Source organism: Nocardiopsis sp. NPDC006832, assembly GCF_040635885.1.
In the GTDB taxonomy this organism is placed as follows: Bacteria; Actinomycetota; Actinomycetes; order Streptosporangiales; family Streptosporangiaceae; genus Nocardiopsis.
Genome location: NZ_JBEYLC010000039.1, coordinates 31198 through 50487, shown reverse-complemented (window position 1 = coordinate 50487; position 19290 = coordinate 31198). Strand labels below are relative to the sequence as shown.

General features: G+C 70.1%; 15 protein-coding genes. 5 read left to right on the top strand and 10 right to left on the bottom strand.

The features are described 5' to 3' along the window. The first annotated feature begins 161 nt into the window (after positions 1–161). The 3 genes from ABZ717_RS18620 (at position 162) to ABZ717_RS18610 (ending at position 2316) form a co-directional block, all read left to right on the top strand. The gene (locus tag ABZ717_RS18620) at positions 162–806 is read left to right on the top strand and encodes a hypothetical protein (RefSeq protein ID WP_358511943.1); all 645 of its coding nucleotides are present in this window, start codon (positions 162–164) and stop codon (positions 804–806) included. A 98-nt stretch (positions 807–904) separates the two neighbouring features. Next, entirely contained in the window at positions 905–1423 is a 519-nt protein-coding gene (locus tag ABZ717_RS18615) for a hypothetical protein (protein ID WP_358511940.1), read from the top strand. 146 nt (positions 1424–1569) lie between these two features. Next, complete coding sequence (locus ABZ717_RS18610) at positions 1570–2316, top strand: hypothetical protein (protein WP_358511937.1); 747 nt, start codon at positions 1570–1572, stop codon at positions 2314–2316. 80 nt (positions 2317–2396) lie between these two features. On the opposite strand, the gene ABZ717_RS18605 is transcribed toward ABZ717_RS18610, so the two are convergent. From ABZ717_RS18605 to ABZ717_RS18585, 5 genes are all read right to left on the bottom strand, one after another. Further along, positions 2397–3533, bottom strand: coding sequence for a PQQ-dependent sugar dehydrogenase (locus tag ABZ717_RS18605; RefSeq protein ID WP_358511935.1), 1137 nt, complete (start codon positions 3531–3533; stop codon positions 2397–2399). Positions 3534–3567: 34 nt separating this feature from the next. Continuing rightward, positions 3568–4719, bottom strand: a complete 1152-nt coding sequence (locus ABZ717_RS18600) for an aromatic acid exporter family protein (RefSeq protein ID WP_358511932.1) — start codon at positions 4717–4719, stop codon at positions 3568–3570. 153 nt (positions 4720–4872) lie between these two features. Continuing rightward, positions 4873–5466 (bottom strand): class I SAM-dependent methyltransferase, encoded by a 594-nt coding sequence (locus ABZ717_RS18595; RefSeq protein ID WP_358511929.1) that lies wholly within the window; start codon positions 5464–5466, stop codon positions 4873–4875. 248 nt (positions 5467–5714) lie between these two features. After that, the gene (locus ABZ717_RS18590) at positions 5715–6419 is read right to left on the bottom strand and encodes a Crp/Fnr family transcriptional regulator (protein ID WP_358511926.1); all 705 of its coding nucleotides are present in this window, start codon (positions 6417–6419) and stop codon (positions 5715–5717) included. Positions 6420–6570: 151 nt separating this feature from the next. Continuing rightward, a complete protein-coding gene (locus ABZ717_RS18585) occupies positions 6571–7953 on the bottom strand; it encodes an MFS transporter (RefSeq protein WP_358511924.1) in 1383 nt (460 codons plus the stop codon). A 357-nt stretch (positions 7954–8310) separates the two neighbouring features. Between ABZ717_RS18585 and ABZ717_RS18580 the strand changes: the two genes are divergently transcribed. Then, on the top strand, positions 8311–9693 hold the full coding sequence (locus ABZ717_RS18580; RefSeq protein WP_358511922.1) for a hypothetical protein: 1383 nt from the start codon (positions 8311–8313) through the stop codon (positions 9691–9693). 229 nt (positions 9694–9922) lie between these two features. Here ABZ717_RS18580 and ABZ717_RS18575 read toward each other — a convergent pair whose 3' ends face one another. Genes ABZ717_RS18575 through ABZ717_RS18555 form a run of 5 tightly spaced genes read right to left on the bottom strand, consistent with a single transcriptional unit; the run spans position 9923 to position 17400 of the window. Then, positions 9923–11107 carry a VWA domain-containing protein gene (locus tag ABZ717_RS18575; protein ID WP_358511919.1) on the bottom strand — a complete coding sequence of 395 codons (1185 nt, stop codon included), beginning with the start codon at positions 11105–11107 and terminating at the stop codon, positions 9923–9925. After that, positions 11104–13470: a DUF5682 family protein gene (locus tag ABZ717_RS18570; RefSeq protein WP_358511916.1), complete on the bottom strand. Its 2367-nt coding sequence runs from the start codon at positions 13468–13470 to the stop codon at positions 11104–11106. Before ABZ717_RS18570 ends, ABZ717_RS18575 begins: the two co-directional genes overlap by 4 nt. After that, on the bottom strand, positions 13470–14579 hold the full coding sequence (locus ABZ717_RS18565; protein ID WP_358511913.1) for an AAA family ATPase: 1110 nt from the start codon (positions 14577–14579) through the stop codon (positions 13470–13472). The genes ABZ717_RS18570 and ABZ717_RS18565 overlap by 1 nt, the downstream gene beginning before the upstream one ends. Beyond that, positions 14576–16150, bottom strand: a complete 1575-nt coding sequence (locus ABZ717_RS18560; RefSeq protein WP_358511910.1) for a DUF5691 domain-containing protein — start codon at positions 16148–16150, stop codon at positions 14576–14578. Before ABZ717_RS18560 ends, ABZ717_RS18565 begins: the two co-directional genes overlap by 4 nt. Beyond that, positions 16147–17400 carry an SWIM zinc finger family protein gene (locus ABZ717_RS18555; protein ID WP_358511981.1) on the bottom strand — a complete coding sequence of 418 codons (1254 nt, stop codon included), beginning with the start codon at positions 17398–17400 and terminating at the stop codon, positions 16147–16149. The genes ABZ717_RS18560 and ABZ717_RS18555 overlap by 4 nt, the downstream gene beginning before the upstream one ends. Before the next feature lie 467 nt (positions 17401–17867). On the opposite strand from ABZ717_RS18555, the gene ABZ717_RS18550 reads away from it, so the two are divergent. Continuing rightward, entirely contained in the window at positions 17868–19250 is a 1383-nt protein-coding gene (locus tag ABZ717_RS18550; RefSeq protein ID WP_358511907.1) for a cytochrome P450, read from the top strand. Positions 19251–19290: the final 40 nt, after the last annotated feature.

Here is a 19290-nt window from a genome sequence, read left to right as displayed (position 1 = left end):
CGAAACCGCCTCGCGCGCTCCGGAAAATCGGCCGGTCACAAACCCGCCGAACCGACCGTCCCCTCACGATCGCCCTCTCACCTGCGCGAACACCGCACCACCGTTCGGGCGGAGTTTCGTGGTCGCGCTCAAGGGCAGGAGCCGCACAGGAGGTACCCCCCGTGGAGACCCAAACCATAGTCATCATCGCGATAGTGCTCGTGGTCGCGGTCGTCCTCGCCGGAGGTATCGCGTTCGCCGCGCGGTCCTCGATCCTTCCGGCCCGGCGCACCGCCCGGCTCAAACAGCGCTTCGGCACCGAGTACGACCACACCGTCGAGGCCCACGGCGACACCGCCGTCGCCGAACGGGACCTCGCGCGACGACTCGACCACCGCGAGGGCATCGACCTTCGCGAACTCACCGACGAGGAGCGCGGGGCCCACACCCACACGTGGACCTCCGTACAGCAGGGGTTCGTGGACGACCCCGTCCGAGCCGTACACGACGCCCGCGGCCTGGTCGAGACCATCATGCGGGACGTGGGCTACCCCGACGTACCGACCGTCACCGCCGACGACGACGGGTTCGAACGCCTGGCCAAGGTCCTGTCCGTGGACCACCCCACGGCCGTCGCCGACTTCCGCCGCGCCCACGCGGCCGGCCACCTCGCCGAGGCCGACCAGGAACAGACCGAGAGCCTGCGCGAGGCGCTCGTGGCCTACCGCGGTCTCACCGACTCACTGCTCGGCGGGCTCCCACCACGTGGGGAACCCTCTCCGGCCGGTGAACGAGCCATCGAGAACGCCGCCGAGGAGGGTCGGTGAGCGGGGCCGACCTTCCCGGTGGCTCCGGGCGCGGAGCCCGTTGGACCCTGCGGGCGCACCACGCAAGGATTCCACGACCGGGTCAGGAGGCACGACCAATGCAGACCCCGAAGGAACCGCACGATCCCCCGAAGGACCCCGCGTCCGCCGACGGCGGCCCGTGGCTCCCCGCACCCGACCACGTCGATCCCACCACCACCGAGGTCGAAGCCGTGGTGAAGGACCCCGACCCCCTGCCCAAGCGTGAGCCCAAGAGCGGTGCGGGACGCCGTAAGCGGGTCCCGGCGGCGCAGAAACGCCCGTCCTCCCCGGGGCGGCCCTCGAAACGGGACGGGGAGCCCTGGCGGCTCCGGCCCCAAGGGTTGGAGGGTTCCGGGCTCCTCGACCGTTGGAAGGAGGTGCAGATCGGTTTCGTGGACGATCCGCGCTCCTCCGTGGCCGAGGCGGACGCGCTGGCGGCCGAGGTCGCCGAAGCGGTGGTCGCGGCCCTGGAGGAACGGCGCACGGCGCTGCGTGCCGCCTGGGACGGCGCCGAGGACGTCGACACCGAGGTCCTGCGATTGGCCCTGCGCGACTACCGTTCCTTCGTCCGGCACCTCAGCGGGGAAGAAACCTGATTCCACTGCCCGGTGGGGCCTCGGCCTTCGATGGCGGGCCCACCGGGCGGTAGCATCTGTAGCGGTTTCTCCCCCCCGTCCGCGTGCCCCCGCCCCCTCGGAGAACGCCGTGTGACGGGGTCACCCCAGACACGGAAACGGACGGCATGGACGCTGAAGAGACCCAGGTCATGACAAGGACCGCCGAGTTCACCACCACCCAGGGTTGGGAGACCGAGGTCCGGGGGCGCGTGGCCGCCGCGGTCGACCGGCTCGCCGGCCCCCTCGCGGAGCTCGCCGAGCGCGACGCCAACGACGGTGACACCCGGCTGCTGGTCGCCGACTTCTTCGACGTCGGACTCAATTTCAGCAAGTACCGGGACATGACCACCGAGTACCGCACCAGTGGTGACTCCGTCGACTACGCGATCGTTTTGGACGGTGCGCTCTTCGCCCCCGTCGAGGTGTGCCGGATCGGTCAGGAACTGGACCTGCGCAACATCCAGGTGTCGCGGCGGCTGGCCGTCGACAAGGGCGCGGAGTGGATCTACCTCACCAACGGCCGGGTCTGGCGGGTCTATCACATGCGCCCCGACCCCGACGGCGGCGCGCCCCGGCCGGTCACCGTCGTCGACGTGGACCTGCTGGACCAGGACGCCTACGACCGCAACGTCGACGGTCTCTTCCACATGACCCGTGACGCGGTGGAGCACGGCCGCTTGGACGCACTGCGCCGTTGGCACGAGGCCATCGAGCCCGGTCCGCTCGCGCGGGCACTGCTCGGTGACGAGGTGGTCGCGGCCGTGCGCGCCCGGCTGCGGGAGGACGCCGAACACCCCGGTCACCTCGGTGAGGAGGAGGAGATCCGCCGTGTCCTCACCGAGGAGGTCATCCCGAGCGGCCTGATCGGCTGACCGGTTCCGGCCCTCCTCGGGCCGGGCCCCGGCGAGGCCCGCCCTGGTGGGGCCCCGGCCCCTGTCGTGAGGGCCGCGGGTCACTCCAGGGGCACGTTCATGACACGGTCGTCACCGTCGGAGGGCGAACCCCAGGCGTCGAGGTTGCTGGTGGTCAACCACAGCGCGGAGCCGTCGGGGTGGGCCAGAACCGTGCGCAGTCGGCCGAATCCGTCGACGAAGTGGGCCTGCGGTTCACCGACCTCGCCCCCACCGGTCAGTGGGATCTCCCAGAGTCGCGCGCCGCGCAGGGAGGCCACCCACAGGGAATCGCCGGCGATGGCCGCACCACTCGGTGAGGCCTCGGCCGGCTCCCAGGTGAGCAGCGGATCCGTGAACTCCTCTCCCCCGCCGGGCCCCTCGACGATCGGCCAACCGTAGTTGTCGCCCGGTTCGATCAGGTTGACCTCGTCCAGGGTGTCCTGGCCGAACTCGGTGGCGTACAGGTTCTCCTCCTCGTCCCAGGCCAGACCCTGCACGTTGCGGTGACCGTAGCTGAGGACGTGGTTGTCGAAGGGGTTGTCCGGAGCCGGGTCGCCGGCGGTGGTCATCCGGAGGATCTTGCCACCGAGCGAGTCGGTGTCCTGGGCGTTGTCGGTGTCCTGGGCGTCACCGGTGGCCACGTACAAGTGGCCGTCGGGCCCGAAGGCGATCCGGCCGCCGTTGTGGGTGTTCGCCGCGGGGATGCCGTCCAGGATCACCTCGGTCTCGCCCAGGTTCCCGGACTCCTCGTCGTAGGCGACCCGGGCGACACGGTTGTCCGAGGAGGTCGTGTAGTACACGTAGGCGTAGGGCTCGTCGGGGAACCCGGGGTCGATCGCGAGCCCCAGGAGCCCGCCCTCGCCGCCGTGCGCCACCCCGTCGATGGTTCCGGCCTCGGTCACGTCGCCGTCCGGGGTCAGGTGGGCGACGGCCGCGGAGTCCCGCTGGGCCACGAGCGCCGAACCGTCGGGGAGGAAGTCGACACCCCAGGGGACGTCGAGGTCCGTGGCCAGGTCCCTGGGTTCACCGAGGTCGAGGGCTCCGGCCCCGTTCGAGCCCGTCGTCTGGCCCTCTTGGTCACTCATGTTCCGGGTCTCCCCGTTGGCGCAGGAGGTGACGAGAAGGACGGTGCCCAGGAGGGCGATGGTGTTGGTCGTCGTTCTTCGGGATCCGATGGGCGTGGATGTGCGATCCATGCCGCAACCCTGCCCACCGGGCGCACGAGTACGCTCACCGATCGTCGGACCGCTCGGCGTTCTCGTAACCTTGGTCCACTTCCTCAAGAAGGCGCTCGACGTCGGTGAGCAGAGCGCTGTACACCGGCCACTGCTCATCACCCCACTCCCGACGCCCACGTTCGCGGACCCTGTCCAACTCGCGCAGGGCGTCGTCGACCATCGCGCACAGGTCGTCGGAGGCGGTGCTGCGCTCGGGTTCCTCCTGATCATGCACGACCCTGAAGATCTCCGAGGCCCGCTCCAGCAACGGAGCGAGTTCCCGTAGGAACGCGTCGTCGAGGACGGAGAACCGAGAGCCCGAACGTGTGGTGCTGCGCAGCGCGCGCACCAGGGACTGCACGTGCTGCGCGGCTCGGCTCAGGGCCTGAACCCAGTCACGGTAGATGTCGAACTGCGCGGGCGACGGTTCCTCACGTGACAGGAGCCGCCGTGGGTTGAACCACAACCGGTCTTCCTGCCGACGGATCGACTCCTGGGCATTGCGCACCGTCCCGTCGAACCCGTCCGCGGTCTCAGCCCAATAATCCGGGTCCAACCCCTCCTTGCCCTGGCTCAGCCCCGCAGCTATCTCACCGGTCAGGGAACGCAGGCTGTCGGAGAAGACCAGGACGGCGTTCTCGGCGTCACGGAAACGCACCGCCGGGGCCAAGACGATATTGGTCAGCAGGGCGCAACCCGCACCCACGCAAACCATCAGCAGGAGTGACCCCAGGTCCGAGAGGCTGGTGGCGGTTCCACCGGCCAGGGCGAAGGCCGCCACCACGGAGACCTGTGTTCCCTGTTCACCGAAGAAGCGTGTCTGCCCGACGATGAGGGCCGCTAGGACGACCAAGGCGAACATCCACATGGTGGGGCCAACGGTGAGACCACTGATTCCGGCCATCAGGGCGCCAACGAACACCGCCGCGACGTATCGACCGGATTGGAGCGCCGACCCGTACACGCTGGGTCGGACGACCAAGAGCGCGGTGAAGGGGGCGAAACCGATCTGGGTGGACGCGCCCATCAGGTGTCCCACCACGTAGGCGAGGGTCGAGGCGATCGCGCACTTGAGGATGAGGACGAAGGTCTCACGCTCGAATCCACGTCTGCGCCGGGCCCGGTCGATCCTCCGCCACAGTTGTTCCCAACCGCCCTTGGCCATTCCACTCCTCCTAGGGTCACAGTTCGTGTGGTGGCCACTACTACCCGAGGAAGGGGCGGGTCGAACCCTTCAATGACGGGCCCGGGTGGCTCACGGTCCGGCCCGGGGCCGCAGCAGGGAAACCGTTCGGAAGCCGGCCCAGAGGGAATCGGGTCAGCGTCGGACCATGACGAGGACCCCGCAGGACCAGCCGAGCAACGGTAGCCGTTCCCACCCCGCTCGGGACTCCAGGTCCTTGATCAGGGCCTCCACCGCCAGACAGTGGTCCTCGGGAAGGGAAGTGTTTCGCGGTTGCCGGGCCAGGTCGTCCACCACGTAGAAACCACCCGGGTCCACCAGGGACAGGGCTTCGTCCAGGTGGGTGAACTTCCCCGGCCAGGTGTCGGCGAAGACCATGTCGTACCCGGGTCCGTCGTCGGTGGCACGGTCGATCAGCCACTCACCGCCGTCGGCCTCGAAGAGGGTCACCCGAGGATCCCGGGTGTGGTGTCGGCGGGCCACACCCAAGCGCTCGGGATCGTTGTCGAGGGTGTCCAACCGGGCGTGTTCGTCCATTCCGGCGAGCAGCCACGCGGTGCCCGCGCCCATTCCGGTGCCCAGTTCGAGGAGGCGACCGCCGGGTTTGGACGCGGCCAGGGCCCGTAGGAGCTGTCCGACCGCCTCCTCACAGGACATGCCGAACCCGAGGCTCTCCGCGTCGGTCTCGATGGCGTCCAGGATGAGGGGCCGTTGCTGCGTCTCTGTCACGGGACACTCCCTGTTCGGTGCGGCCGGGACACCAGGCTAAGCCCGAGTGTCGCGTCGATCCAGGAAGGGGAGAGGTGACCGCCGGAATGGTTCCGTCCTCACCACTCCGGCGGCCGGAACCGCTCTTCTCCACCGGGGAGGGGGCGCCGGAGGACTGGGCGCTGGGTGGAGCGAGGGTCGGGGCATGGTGCCCGAAAGTCATTGTGTCGCTTTCAGGACCACCGGACCACCGATCAGTCCGCAATCCCTCACGCGTTCTCGTAGATCCCCTTCAACCGCTCCATGTCGACGATGACGACGTTGCGGTATCCGGACACCAGTATCCCCTCCGACCGGAAGCGGCGGATGGCGTTGCCGACCGCGTCGGTGCGCGCGCCGATGAGCTTGCCGAGGTCGGTGTGGGAGAGGCGGACACCCAGGTCGATCCCGTTCGGGGTCGGGATGCCATGACGCTCGGCCAGTTCGATGAGCACCCGGGCCAAGCGCGCCTCCACCTCGTAACCGACGAACTCGGCACGGTGGCGATCGGCCCACTCCAACCGTTCGGCCATCATCGTGATCAGTGCGCGCCAGGCCTTGGGGTGTTCCTCCAGGAAGGCCTCGAACACCGAGTGGGAAAAGGTCCGGACCGACAGCGGGGAACACGAGGTGACCGTGGCGATCGGAGCGGTGCCGCGGAACATGCTGAGCTCGCCGACGAGGTCTCCGCGTACCCGGATACCGAGCATCGCCTCGGTGCCGTTGCGCATGACCGAGGTGACCTTCACACAGGCCGCGTCCCAATTCCGCGCTTCCGGCGGTGGGCCGAGGAGCATGATCTGCTCGTCCTCGTCACCTTGGGAGATGAGCACCCGGTTGGCCCGCAGGTAGCGCGGTGGCGCCAGTGACAGGAGCCGCTCGGCTGCGGGTCCCCCGATCCTGGACATGAAGGTGCCCATCGGCCAATCGGTCATGCGTCCTCCCCATCACTCCCCCTTCATCATGCCCAGGAGACCACCCGATCGCGCGAATCAGCACGGAAACCGAGAAGATTCGTGATCCACGGACGTGGCCCGGTACTTCCCGGAATCGGTACCGGGGCCCGGGGTTCCGGGCCCCGGGTCGTCATCGTCGGGCCGGTTCGCGCTCCCGAGGTTTCCGGGTCAGGGCGACCACGGCGACCGACACCACCGCGACGAGCGCGGTGAGCAGTAGCGCCACCAGGTGCAGCGCCTCGGTGAAGTCCGCACCCGCCAACCGGCCACCGGTCAGTACCGCCAGGAGAGCGCCGACCACGGCGATGGAGACCGTCTCCAGGCTCAGCCGGGTCGCGTTGAAGACACCCGAGGCCGTACCGACGCGTTCGGGCGGGACGGCGGCCAGGCCCAGCCCGTCGATCATCCCGCCGGTGAGCCCGACACCCGACCCGACCAGAAGGAACGGCAGCATGACCGACCACATGGACGCGTCGGGGGCCAGGGTGGTGAAGCCGAGGACCCCCGTTCCCAGAAGCAGCAGGGCACCGACCACCACGGCGACGTGCGGCAGCCGGTTCACCAGTTCCGCGCCGACCGTGGGCAGCAGCAGGGTCGGCACGGTCAGGAACAGCAACCACAGGCCCGCCGTGCCGGCTCCCAGCCCGACCACGTTGATCAGGTACGACGGCAGGTACACGAGCAAGGGCACCAACACCGACATGAACGTGGCCGCGGCCAGGGCGTAGGCGACGAAACGACGGTTGGCCAACAGGGAGACGTCCACGAGGGGCTCCGACCGACGGCGTTCCACCAGCACGAAGCCCACCGCGGCGACGGCCGCCAGGGCGATGAGCCCCACCAGGACACCGACGCCCCGCGCGGGTCCCTCCACCAACCCACCGATCAGCAACAACAGCGCGACGGTGAACAGGGCTCCGCCCCACCAGTCGACGGAACGGCCATCGCCGCGCATCGCCGGGATTCGCGAAGCCGATAGCAGGGCCAGACCGGCAACCGTCGCGGGGCCGGCGAAGGCGAACCGCCAGCCCAGGGCCTCCACCAGCAGGCCGGCGACCGCGGGACCGAAGGCCGTGCCGGCGCCCAGGACGGTGCCGAGCAGACCGAACGCCCGGGCCCGAGCCGGACCCTCGAAGGCCAGGGCCAGCATCGACCCGCCACCCGCGACGGCCGCGGCGGCGCCGACCCCGCCCAGCGCGCGCAACGCGACCAAGGCCTCGATGCCGGGGGCGAACAGGCACAGCAGGCCGCTGACCAGGAACAGGCCGACCCCGAACACGTAGACGCGTTTACGGCCGGCCGCGTCCGCGATCGAACCGGCGCACACGAGGAAGGCGGCGAAACACGCGTTGTAGGCGTTGACGACCCACTGCGCCGAGGTGAGGCCGACCCCCAGGTCCGTCTGGATGTCGGGCAGCGCGACCGAGGCCCCGGTCAGGGACAACGGCAGGGTCAGAGTGGACAGCAGAACGGTGACGAGCACGAGGGTGCCGCCACCCGAAGGTGATTTCACGAGTGACATCCGGCGTGGTGAGTAGGACGCCGGGCAGCCCGAGAGACCGCACCGGCGAGGACGCTGATGCGGCGGTCGGAAACTACGAGGATCTGGCCGCCGCTAGAGGGCGGCCTGCTCTTCCGTGAGCGGCATGGGCACGAGTCAACCGCTTTCGGGGTCGTCTCGCCAAGGGATTTTCCGGTGGGGGTCCGGATCCGGCGCGGAGGAGGCGCGGAAACGGCCCTCACACGGGCGTCGTAGGCTTCCCCACGACCCCCAGCAGACGAGGTTCGTATGTGTTTCCTCCGGCGACGACGGCGATCCCGGCATGATCCAGGGACTTCCGCGTCACCCGAGCCCTCCGCCCCCGGGCCGTTGACGGGCGAACTTCCCGCGCACTACGACCACGTGGTGCGCATCGGGGTGGAGGTCGAACCCCGGGACGAGCCGGCCTTCCTCGCGACGGTGGGTGGACGTCCCTGGCAGACACGGCACCTGGGCGCGGGTCGGTACGACGTGCGTGTCGCGGTCTCCGGTGTGGCACTGGGCGCCACGCGGGCGGCCCTGGCGGAGTTCCAACACGCACTGTCCAAGTCCGGAACGGAGGTCCGGGTCACCTTCGCGGCCCGACCGCTGCACACTCCGTCGACGTCACGCCGGTACCTGGTGCTCCCCCGGGACCGGATGCCCCGGTGGGAATGGCTGGCGGCCCCCGCCCGTGTCCTGAGGTCGTGGCGTTCCCGGGGGACCATCCAGGCGTCCTCGCTCGCCGAGGCGAGGTCGATGCTGGAAGACTTCGTGAAGCGCAACCCCGAGGCCGGACCACCCGATGGACTCATGGTGGTGGGCCCACCGGACCCGCCCGGCGCCACGCCCCCCGCGGGGGACGGAAGGGGTTCGGCGGTGAGGGACCCGCTGGACGACCGGCGTTTCCTCCCGATCGTGACGCTCATGATCCTGGCCGTGGGAGGGGTGGCGCTCTTCGGCCTGTACATCGCCGCTTGGCGACCGGAGGGGAACCTGTTCCCGGTCGTCGTCGCCCCACTGCTCGCCCTGCCCTGTGGGTTCGGGGTGTGGCAGATGTTCCGCCACATCCCGGAGGGTCGGATCAACACCTGGCTCCCCTTGGGGCTGACCGCCCTGGTCCCGCCCCTCACGATCGCCCTGAGCACCGCCAACCAGGACGCCTACCTGGAGGCGTTCGGGATCTCTCCCGGGGACGTGGTGACCAGTGGTCCGGGCCGGCTCTTCGCCTTGGCCGGTTTTCTGCCGGTGCTGGTTGTCCTCCTCGTCTCGCTGGGGGCCTTCGGTCTCCTCCGCTACTTCCACATCGGTACCCCGGGAGCATCGTTCTTTCCACGGCTGCTGACGATCCTCGCGGTCTGTCTGTACGGGCTCGCCACCTTGTACGTACTCCTCACCACCATGAAGGGGCCCTTGGAACAGGGCGCCCAGGTCGGTTCCGACCACGTCGCCCACTACCGCTCGGAGGGTGGCGAACCGCGTGGCCACGTGGGGGTCACCCCGTCCGTCGTGTGCGTGGAACCGGGTGGTGATCCGATCCAACGGATCGGACCACCGCCGACCACCGACCGGCCGGTGTTGTACTTCGACGGAGCGAACGACGTCGACCTCCTGTGGGACCGCGAGCACGGCCTCACCAAGGTGCCCCGCTTCTCGGTGAGTCTGACCCCCGTGCCCGACCTGAACTCCGTCTGCCCCGAACCGGAGTCCATGGAACCGGCGTCCGCCGATTGAGGAGCCTCGTGGTTCGGCGGTCGCCCGTCCGGGGAGGCGGCATCGCCGGGAAGCCGGAGGTCCTCCGTGGATCTGCGCGTTCCCCCGCGGGGAAAGCCCCTGGCGTGCTGAACCTCTGATGTCGGGCACACCGGCACCACCGAATCGACCACTCCGACCCCGCTCCCAAGCCGCTCGGAGAGCACGGTGGAGGCCGCCGAGCGCGGCCTCCACCCCCGTTCGGGGGAACCTATCCGTCGAGGTGTTTGTCGACCCAGGCGTCCAGGGGCTGGTCCTGGATGGCGGCGGCCATCAGCTCGGGGAACACGTCCGGGGTACAGGCGAACGCCGGGACGCCCAGTTCGGCCAAGGCGGCGGCGTTGTGGCGATCGTAGAACGGCGCGCCCTCATCCGACAGGGCCAGCAGCACCACGACCTGGACCCCGGCGGCCCTCATCGCCGCGACCCGCTTGAGCATCTCCGCGCGAACGCCCCCTTCGTAGAGGTCGCTGATGAGCACGAAGATCGAGTCGGTGGGACGGTCGATCAGTCCCTGGCTGTAGGCGATGGCCTTGTTGATGTTGGTGCCGCCGCCGAGCTGGGTGCCGAACAGGACCTCGACGGGATCGGTGAGTTGTTCGGTGAGGTCCACGACGGCGGTGTCGAACACGACCAGGGACGTCTTCAGGGTGCTCATGGAGGCCAGCACCGCACCGAAGACACTGGCGTAGACGACGGAGGACGCCATCGAACCGCTCTGGTCGATGGCCAGCACCACGTCCTTCTGGACTCCCTGGCTGCGACGCCCGTGGCCGATGAGGGTCTGCGGGATCACCGTGTTGTACTCGGGCAGGTAGTGCGCGAGGTTGCGGCGGATGGTGGCGTTCCAGTCGATGTCGGCCACGCGCCGGGGCCGGTGGGTCTTGGTGGAACGGTCGATCGCGCCCTTGATCTCGGAACGGGTCTTCTGCGCGACCCGCTTCTCCAGGTCCTCGACGACCTTGCGCACGATCTCCCGGGCGGTCTCGCGCGCCTCCGCGGGCATCACCCGATTGAGGGAGAGCAGGGTCCCGACCAGGTGCACGTCGGGTTCCACCGCCTCCATCATCTCCGGCTCCAGCAACATCTGCTGTAGCCCGAGCCGCTCCATGGCGTCGGTCTGCATCACCCGGACGACGGAGGAGGGGAAGTACTCGCGGATGTCGCCCAGCCAGCGGGCCACCCGTGGCGCGGAACCGCTGAGGTCGGCGCCTCGGCCACCGGATCCGCCGAGACCGCCTCCGGAGGAACGGCCGGAGCGGTTGTACAGGGCGGCCAGGGCGGAGTCCATCGCCTGATCGGCACCGGACAGGGTGGCGCAGTTGGACTCCTGTCCCAGGACCAGCCGCCAGCGGCGGGCCCGTTCGGTGGTCTCGGCCTTGGTCGTGGCGTTCACGCACCGCTCCTTTCGAGTAGTCCCAGTACCGCGGCCACGGCCGGAGCCGCCCGGTTCGCGTCGATCGGCCGTCGTTCACGGCTGTCGGTGACCCCACCGCCGTCGATCCTGGTCACCGCCGAACCGATCTCCTGACGCTCGGCGCCGTCGAAGGCCCCGAAGGTGCGACGGAGAAGGGGCAGGATCGCGGTGAAACGCTCCTCGGGCAGGGCCAGCAGCCAGGTGTCGATCATGCCGAGCAGCTCTTCGTCGTGGACCAGGATCAGCCCGCTGCCCTGGAGGAATCCCTCCAACCAGGCGACCGCCTGGGCGGGTTCGGTGCCCGGCGACATCACCAGACCGAGCCTGCGGCGAAGCTCGGGGGCGTCGACCCGTCCGCTGTCGGACAGGATCCGGTTCACCCGACCGGCGATCCGGCCGGGCACGTTGTCCCGGACGGCGAGGTCGGCGAGGGTGTCCAGCCAGGCCGGCAGGTCGTCGTCGAGCAGGGTGGCGGCGTTGTGGGTACGGTCCAGGGCGTTGACGAAACGGGCCGCGGCGTCGTCGTCGAGCCCGCGAACGGCCGGCGCCAACCCGGCCCGGACCCTGGCCAGGATCTGCTGGGCGACCGTGCGCAGGTGGCCGCTGTCGGTTCCACGCACGTCGCCGTACCGGGTGGAGCGGGCCAACGGTGGCAGCGCGGACATCAGGTGGGTGATGTCGCTGTCGGTGGCGGCCTTGTCGGTGAGCGTGGCCAGCACGGCCGGCAACGCCTCGCCCAGTTCGGCGAACAGGCACTGTTCGGTGAGCGCGGTGAGGGTGGGCAGTTCGGCGTCGGCCGCGATCTCCACCACGCGGGCGGAGGAAGCGGACGCCACGGTGGTTCCGTACGGGGCCGCCTCGATCAGCGCCACGTCCATCTCGGGTTCCCAGCGCAGTCGCCAGCTCTCCCGGAACGTGCCGCGTTGACCGCCGTCGGGCGTGCGCGGCACACCCCATTCGACGCCCAGGAGCCGGAGCCGGTGCAGCAGCACGCTGCGTTCGTGCTGACCGTCCTTGCGCAGGTCGAGGTCGAGGTCGCGGTCGAAGGCCTCGGGCTTGAGGCGGAGCCGTTTCTGCGCGGCCATGAGGTCGCGCTGCAACGGCACCATGGGGGTCTCCGGTGGCACGGAACCGAGCCGTTCGCCGATCGCCATCCGCCCGTGCACGAGGGCGGCGCGTGTCTGCTCGCCCTCGCAGAGGACGGCGGTGGTCGCCTCGGCGACCTCGTCGAGTCCGGCGAGCGGTCGTCCGCGCAGGATGGCCAGGCTCTCGGCCAGCCGCACCCCCTCGATCACGTGCGAGGAGGACACCTGCTGGCCTTCCTCGCGCAGCATGCGGGCGGCCGCGGTGAGCCACCGGTGCACCGGACGATCCGTGGCGGTGAACAGGTGGTGGTACCAGCCCGGGGCGGTCACCCCGGCACCGTAGCCACTGGCGGAGGCGAGCCGCCCGTGGGTCCAGGGCACCCAGGTGGCGGCCGTCTTCACCTTGGGCAGCCCCTTGAGCAGGGCGGTGTCGTCCTTGATCGAGTAGTCGCCCAGGTCGCGCAGGGCCGGGGCGTGCCAGGCACCGCAGACCACCGCGATCCGCTCGTACCCCTGTTTGAGCGCACCGCGCAGGGTCTGGCGCATGTACGCCTCCCGGCGCGCGTCCCGCCCGGTCTCGGGTCCGGACTCGGCGCGCACGGCGGCCATGGCGTCGGCGATCGCGGGAAAGGGCGAGGGCTCACCGTCGGTGCGCTGCTCCACGACGTCGTCCCACCAGCGTTCGGCGTCGTCGTAGCCGGCGGCCTCGGCGAGCACCCCCAGCGGGTCCAACCGCACCCGTGGTTCCTCCGCCTGTTCTGGAACCTGTTCGGGCTCGGGGTCCTCCGCCTGTTCCGGGGTCTGGTCCGTCTCCTCGTTCTCCGCCGCCTCGCTCGCGGCCCTCTCGTTCTCGGCCTTCTCCCGCCGTTCCTCGGCTTCCTCGGCACGGGCGATACGTTCGGCGATGGTGTGGGCCGCGGGCAGGTCGCAGAACCGCACCGGTACGTCGTTGTCGTGGGCGTGGCGCAGGGCGGCCCACTCCGGGGAGAAGCTCGCGAACGGCCAGAAGCCCCAGCCCTGCCGCGATCGGACCGAACCGGCCTTGGGGGTGTCGGCCAGGTGCACCAACAGCGCCACGGGTGGTTCGAGCCCACCGACCAGGGAGGTGATGGAGTCGGCCTCTGGTGGCCCTTCGATCAGCACCAGGTCGGGCTTGATCTCGTCCAGGGCGGCCCGCACGGCCCGGGCGGAACCCGGGCCGTGGTGGCGGACGCCCAGGACACTCACCTTGGAGGTGTCCACTCGGGGGCGTCCCATCAGGCGCCCACCTCGCGGCAGGCCTGGTAGAAGTCGTTCCAGCCCTCGCGCTCGCGGGCGACGGTCTCCAGGTACTCGCGCCACACGACGCCGTCGGCGACGCGGTCCTGCACGACGGCGCCCTGGATGCCGGCGGCCACGTCGGAGGGCCGCAGCTCCCCGTCGCCGAAGTGCGCGGCCAGGGCGATTCCGCTGGTGATCACCGAGATCGCCTCGGCGGTGCTGAGGGTGCCGCTGGGCGACTTGACCTTGGTGGTGTTGTCCTCGGTGACCCCCGAACGCAGTTCCCGGAAGACCGTCACCACGCGCTGGATCTCGGTGAGGCTGGTGGGCACCTCCGGCAGTTCGAGCGAGCGGCCGAGCTGCTCCACCCGCTGGGTGACGATGCGGACCTCGTCCTCCGCGCTGTCCGGGACGGGCAGCACCACCGTGTTGAACCGACGGCGCAGAGCACTGGACAGGTCGTTGACGCCGCGGTCGCGGTCGTTGGCGGTGGCGATGATGTTGAAGCCGCGCCGGGCCTGGACCTCGATGCCGAGTTCGGCCACGGGCAGGGCCTTCTCCGAGAGGACGGTGATGAGACCGTCCTGCACGTCGGAGGGCATACGGGTGAGTTCCTCGATGCGACCGATCGACCCGCGGGCCATCGCGTTCATGATGGGGCTGGGCACGAGCGCCGCCTCGGAGGGCCCTTCCGCGAGCAGGCGGGCGTAGTTCCACCCGTACCGGACGGCCTCCTCGGAGGTGCCGGCGGTGCCCTGGACCAGCAGGGTGGAGTCACCGGCGATCGCGGCGGCCAGGTGCTCCGACAGCCAGGTCTTGGCGGTACCGGGCACACCGATGAGGAGCAGGGCGCGGTCGGTGGCCAGGGTCGCCACCGCGACCTCGACGACCCGACGGGAACCGATGTACTTCGGGGTGATCTCGGTGCCGTCGTCGAGGGTGGTGCCCAGCAGGTACCGCGTGACGGCCCACGGGGACAGCTGCCAGCCCGGAGGGCGCTGACGGTCGTCGACCTTGGCCAGAGCCTCCAGCTCAGCGGCGTAGGTCTGCTCGGCGTGGGGGCGCAGCGCGCTCGCGGAGTCGGTGCTGAGTGCGGTGGTGGTCACGAAAGCTCCTTGTGCATTTCGAGGCGGAATCGGAGGGTGTCGCGGAGGCGGAGGTATTCGTGCGCCTCCTCCTCGTTGGGCGAGGACTCCGGAAGCAGGTCCAGGTGTTCGGGTGGCATGGACTCGGCGGCGATCACGCAGAGCCGCTGGTGGGCGTGTGTGTCCGTGGGGCTGCGACGATCGGTCGATCGGCTCAGGACCTCGACGACGTCAGCCGACAGTTCCCGGGTCCACGGGGTGGGGAGGGCGGTCAGGACCTGGCACAGGGTGATCTTGCCCTTGGTCCGCCCGATGACCGCGCGGATCCGTTCGCACCGTTCGTCCACCGGCAGTGGGGCGAGCAGCTGCCGGATCCGCTGTCGTTGTAGATCATGGACCGACCCACCGACCATTCGGGACAATCCGACGGTCGGGTGGTCGAGCACCGCTCGTGCCCAGGTGGCGTCCCCGCGCAGGCCCACCGCGTCGATGATCGCCTCCCGCAGAAGGTCGTCCTCGGCGACTCGGGTGAGGACCCCGTCCGGGGTGGTGTCGAGGAGTTCGGTCCACACGTCCGGCGGTGTGTGCGTGATGAGGACCTGGTGACGCTCGCGGTGTTCGTCCTGGGGGCGTGGGTCCTTGACGCGCGACCGGGTCTTGGCGGCGACCAGGGCGAGGTCGCGCAGGAGTTCCGGTTCGTCGGGGTCGACGTTCTCCAGGTGGACGGGGTTCGGGGCGTCCGGGACCACCCGCAGCCGACGACGCAGGTACCCGCGCAGCCGGTGGGCGTGCGCGCCGTCGGGAAGCCCCACCAGGAGGGACAACGCACGTCCTCGGACGCTGGCGTTGCCGTCGTCCAGGGCCTGGTCGAGCAGCGGTTCGTCCTCGGGTTCCAGCGTGGGTTCGAGGGTTTCCAGGAGATCTCTGCGCACCTCGCCACGGCCCTCGTTCGGCCATGCCTTCCGGACCAGGTCACGGCCGGCCGCGGGGTCCTGGGCTCGGAGGGCGGACAGCGCACGGCGGCGTCGCTCCGGGGTGCCCTGTTCCCAGGTCCGCTGGTCGAAGGTGTCACCGGGCATCGGTTCCGCGGTGATGAAGGACCACGGCTTGTTGAAGCCGGCCAGCCAGACACCGCGCGTTCCCACGGCGGCGGCCACGGCCGGCCGCAGCTTGCGGTCGCGGGCCGCGCGATCGAGCAGGTCGGGGATGCGGGCGCGGGGCACGCACCGACCGGAGCGGACGAGCAGGTCGAGCCACTCGGCCAACAGTTCGGGACGGCCGGCGAGGATGACGTCGAGACGGTGTGTCTCGGCCACGCCGATCTCGGGGAGCGGGTCGGAGGGGTCCGGGTCGATGGGGGTGGCGGTGTGCGCGATGTACCCCGCCTTGGCGCGGACCGTCTCGACGACGGCGAGGTCGAGCAGCGCGGTGGCGTTCTCGGAGCGTTCGGGCAGACCGGGCGGGGTGGGCACGGTACGTCGGGCGGTGCCGACCAGGGCGGCGGAGACCAGCCGTCCCCAGTCCGTACCGGTGTTTCCACGGGGGTCGGAGGCGTCCGCCTCGTGTTCGGGGGTCGAGGGTTCCTGGTTCACAGGGCTAGGGCTCTTCCTTCGTCGTCCCACAACGTCATGGGGGCCAGTCCGGCCTTGGGCGACCATTCGGCGGCCACGGTGGTGGGCCGGCCTCCGGTCGCGGCGAGGACCGCCCAGAGGGTTCCGGTCTCCAAGGGCAGCGCGGCGCCGTTCGGGTCGGCCATGTACCAGCCGTTGCCCGCGCGGGCCGGAACGGCGTGCTCCAGCACCACGGGCCATTCCTCCAACCACGGGTCGTCGGCCAAGGCCCTCGCGTGCGAGTCCAGGGCCTGGTCGATACCGCCGCCCGTCGGTGGGGTGCAGGCCCGTTCGGTCATCCGGTCGGTCCGCACCGCCCGTCGCCCGTCCGGGTGGAAGGCGAGTTCGCCCTCGGCCTCGGTGCCGGACCGGAAGGGCGACTCCGGGGTCTGTCCCGTTCGCGCGTAGCTCAGGACCAGGGCCACACGCCCGGTGTCGGCCCCGCGCAGCCAGGTTCGACGGCTGCGCATGCCGTCGGGGGTGAGTCCGTCGTTGTGGCCCAGGACCCGCCAGGTGTCGTGGACGCGCTCACCGGAGGTGAGGACGTCCTCGGAACGGGTGCTGATACCGACTCGTGCGCGCAGCACCGCGCGGGTGCGTTCGTCGACCTCTTCCCTGGCCAGGTAGCCGTCGACCAGTAGGTGGAGCATGCCCAGACGTTCCAGGAGACGGTCCGGCCAGTGGTCGCCACCGCCCCGTTGTGGCAGTTGGGTGACCAGGGAGGCGGCGCCGGAGGCCTTGGCGTCCACCAGGCGTTTGGCCATGCGGTCCCAGTGGTCGTAGCCCAGACGCGGCACCTCGGCCAGACCGGCGTCGACCTGGTCGTGCAACCAGACCCTCAGCTCTTCGAGGCCCACCGCGACCGCGTCCTCCCTGGCCTTGAGGGTGGCGGCGGCCTTCTTCGGATCGACGGGCGCAGCGGCGGCCCCGCCGGCGGCGCGATCGGCTCGGGTCTGTCTCCCGGAGAGCCACTTGGCGACCCACTCGGGCCGTTCCTCCGCCGGTTCCACCGAACCCTGACTCCACAGGGCCAGCAGCGCGAGGACGTGCTTGCAGGGGATCTTTCGGCTGGGGCAGCTGCACTTGTAGGCGGGGCCCTTGTCCCCGTCCAGGTGCGCGGCGGCCAGGTACGGCTTGGACCCACTGCCCTTGCACTCACCCCACACCGCCGAGGTCGCTCCACCCTCGGCGGCGATCACGCCGCTCGCGGGCCAGGACCCGGACTTGGCCACCTTGAGAGCGGCCTTGTGGGATGAGGCGTCCGGTGCCAGCGCCCAGACTTCGTCGGTACTCCATCGATCGCTCACACAGGAAACATTAGTGATCACCACTGACAATCCAGGGGGCTTCGGGACAACTTCGACCCAACTCCGATGACCGTGTCACCGGAGCGTCCCGGCCGCCCCTCCGCGCCCCGGGGACACTTCCCGAAGGAGGGACGATTAGCGCTAAAGCACCGGAAACACGAAGGCGAATACCTATTGCCCTTTCTCTCACCGAAAGCCACAAATGAATACGACGCTGTTGTGAGGACGCCGGGCCGAACCTAGAATGCGACGACCGCGGTGGCCCATCCCCGACCACCGGTCCCCCGTTTTTCCAACCTCTCCCCCTTCCCATCACCACGGCAGTGTCACGACTTCTCGAAGGGAGGGAAGGGGGACCGCGAACCCTCATTCCCGGTCGCCCGTACACCCTGATGAACACGACCCGACCCGATGGAGAACACGGGATATCCGCCCTCGCCCAAGGAAATTCGGCCGAAGCCACGCCCCTGTACGGAACGACTCCGCCCGGTGGACGCGACGGCCTGTGGCGCAGGCTCCGCGAACGACACGGGCCCATCGCTCCGGTGGAGCTGGAACCGGGGGCCAAGGCCTGGATCCTGCTCGACTACCACGAGAACCTCACCGTGCTCCAGCAACCGCACCTGTTCTCGCGGGACACCCGTCGCTGGCGGGAGGTGGTCGAGGGCCGGATCGACCTCGCCAAGACCCTCCCGATGATGTCCTGGCTGCCCAACGCGCTCTTCGCGGACGGCGAGGAGCACCACCGCCTGCGCGCTCCGATCATGGACGGTATCGGCGGGATCGACATGTCCGCCATGGCCGGGACCGTGCGCGACATCGCCGACGAACTGGTCGATTCCTTCGTCATCCGTGGCGAGGCCGACCTGATCGAGGAGTTCGCCGCCACCCTGCCGGTCCTGGTCCTCAACCGGCTCTTCGGTCTGGCCGACGGTTACGGACACATGCTCGGAGACCTGACCACGACCGTGTTCGGTGAGGACGCCGGCCGCGCCGAGGAGGCGGTCGAGCGCATGCAGCAGTACTTCGCCGGGTTGGTCGCCCGCAAGGCCGAGCACCCGGGGCCCGACCTCGTCACCCGGATGCTCGAACACCGGTCGGGACTCAGCCCGAGCGAGGTCGCCTATACGGCCGCCCTCATCATCAGCGCCGGCCACATGCCCACCACCCACCTCATCGGCAACAGCGTGCGCACGCTGCTCACCGACGAGCGCATGCACGAGGCCCACACCGACGCGCGTCTGTCCACCCACGATCTCCTGGACCACGTCATGTGGACGGACACGCCCTTCCAGGTCCTGGCCGGGCGGATCGCCATGCAGGACATGCGGATCGGTGACGCGCGCATTCGCTCCGGCGACGCCCTCTTCATCGGTATCGACGCCGCACACCGGGATCCGAGCGTGCGGGGCGGCCACCCCGACCCCGACACCGGGTTGGCCAGCGGGCGCCGCGCCCACCTGGTGTTCGGGGCCGGACCGCACAGTTGCCCCGCCCGCTCACTGGGGCGGTTGGTGGCCTCCATCGGGGTGAACGTCCTTCAGGAACGGCTCGGCGGCCTGCGGTTGGCCGTGCCACCGGAGGAACTGAGCGTGGTGAACTCCCCGTTCCTGCGCGGGCTGCGTCGGCTGCCCGTCTCCTTCACCCCCGGACGACCGAGCGAACCTCCTGCCCTCCGGACCCGGCGGACCGAACAGGTGCCGGTCCCGGTAGAGGAGGAGGAACCCCCGGAGGACCTGCTGGGCCGCCTGCTCCGCTGGTGGCGCGGGTTGTGATCGCACGGCCCGGGTCGTCCGGTGTCGGGGCGTCCGGAGG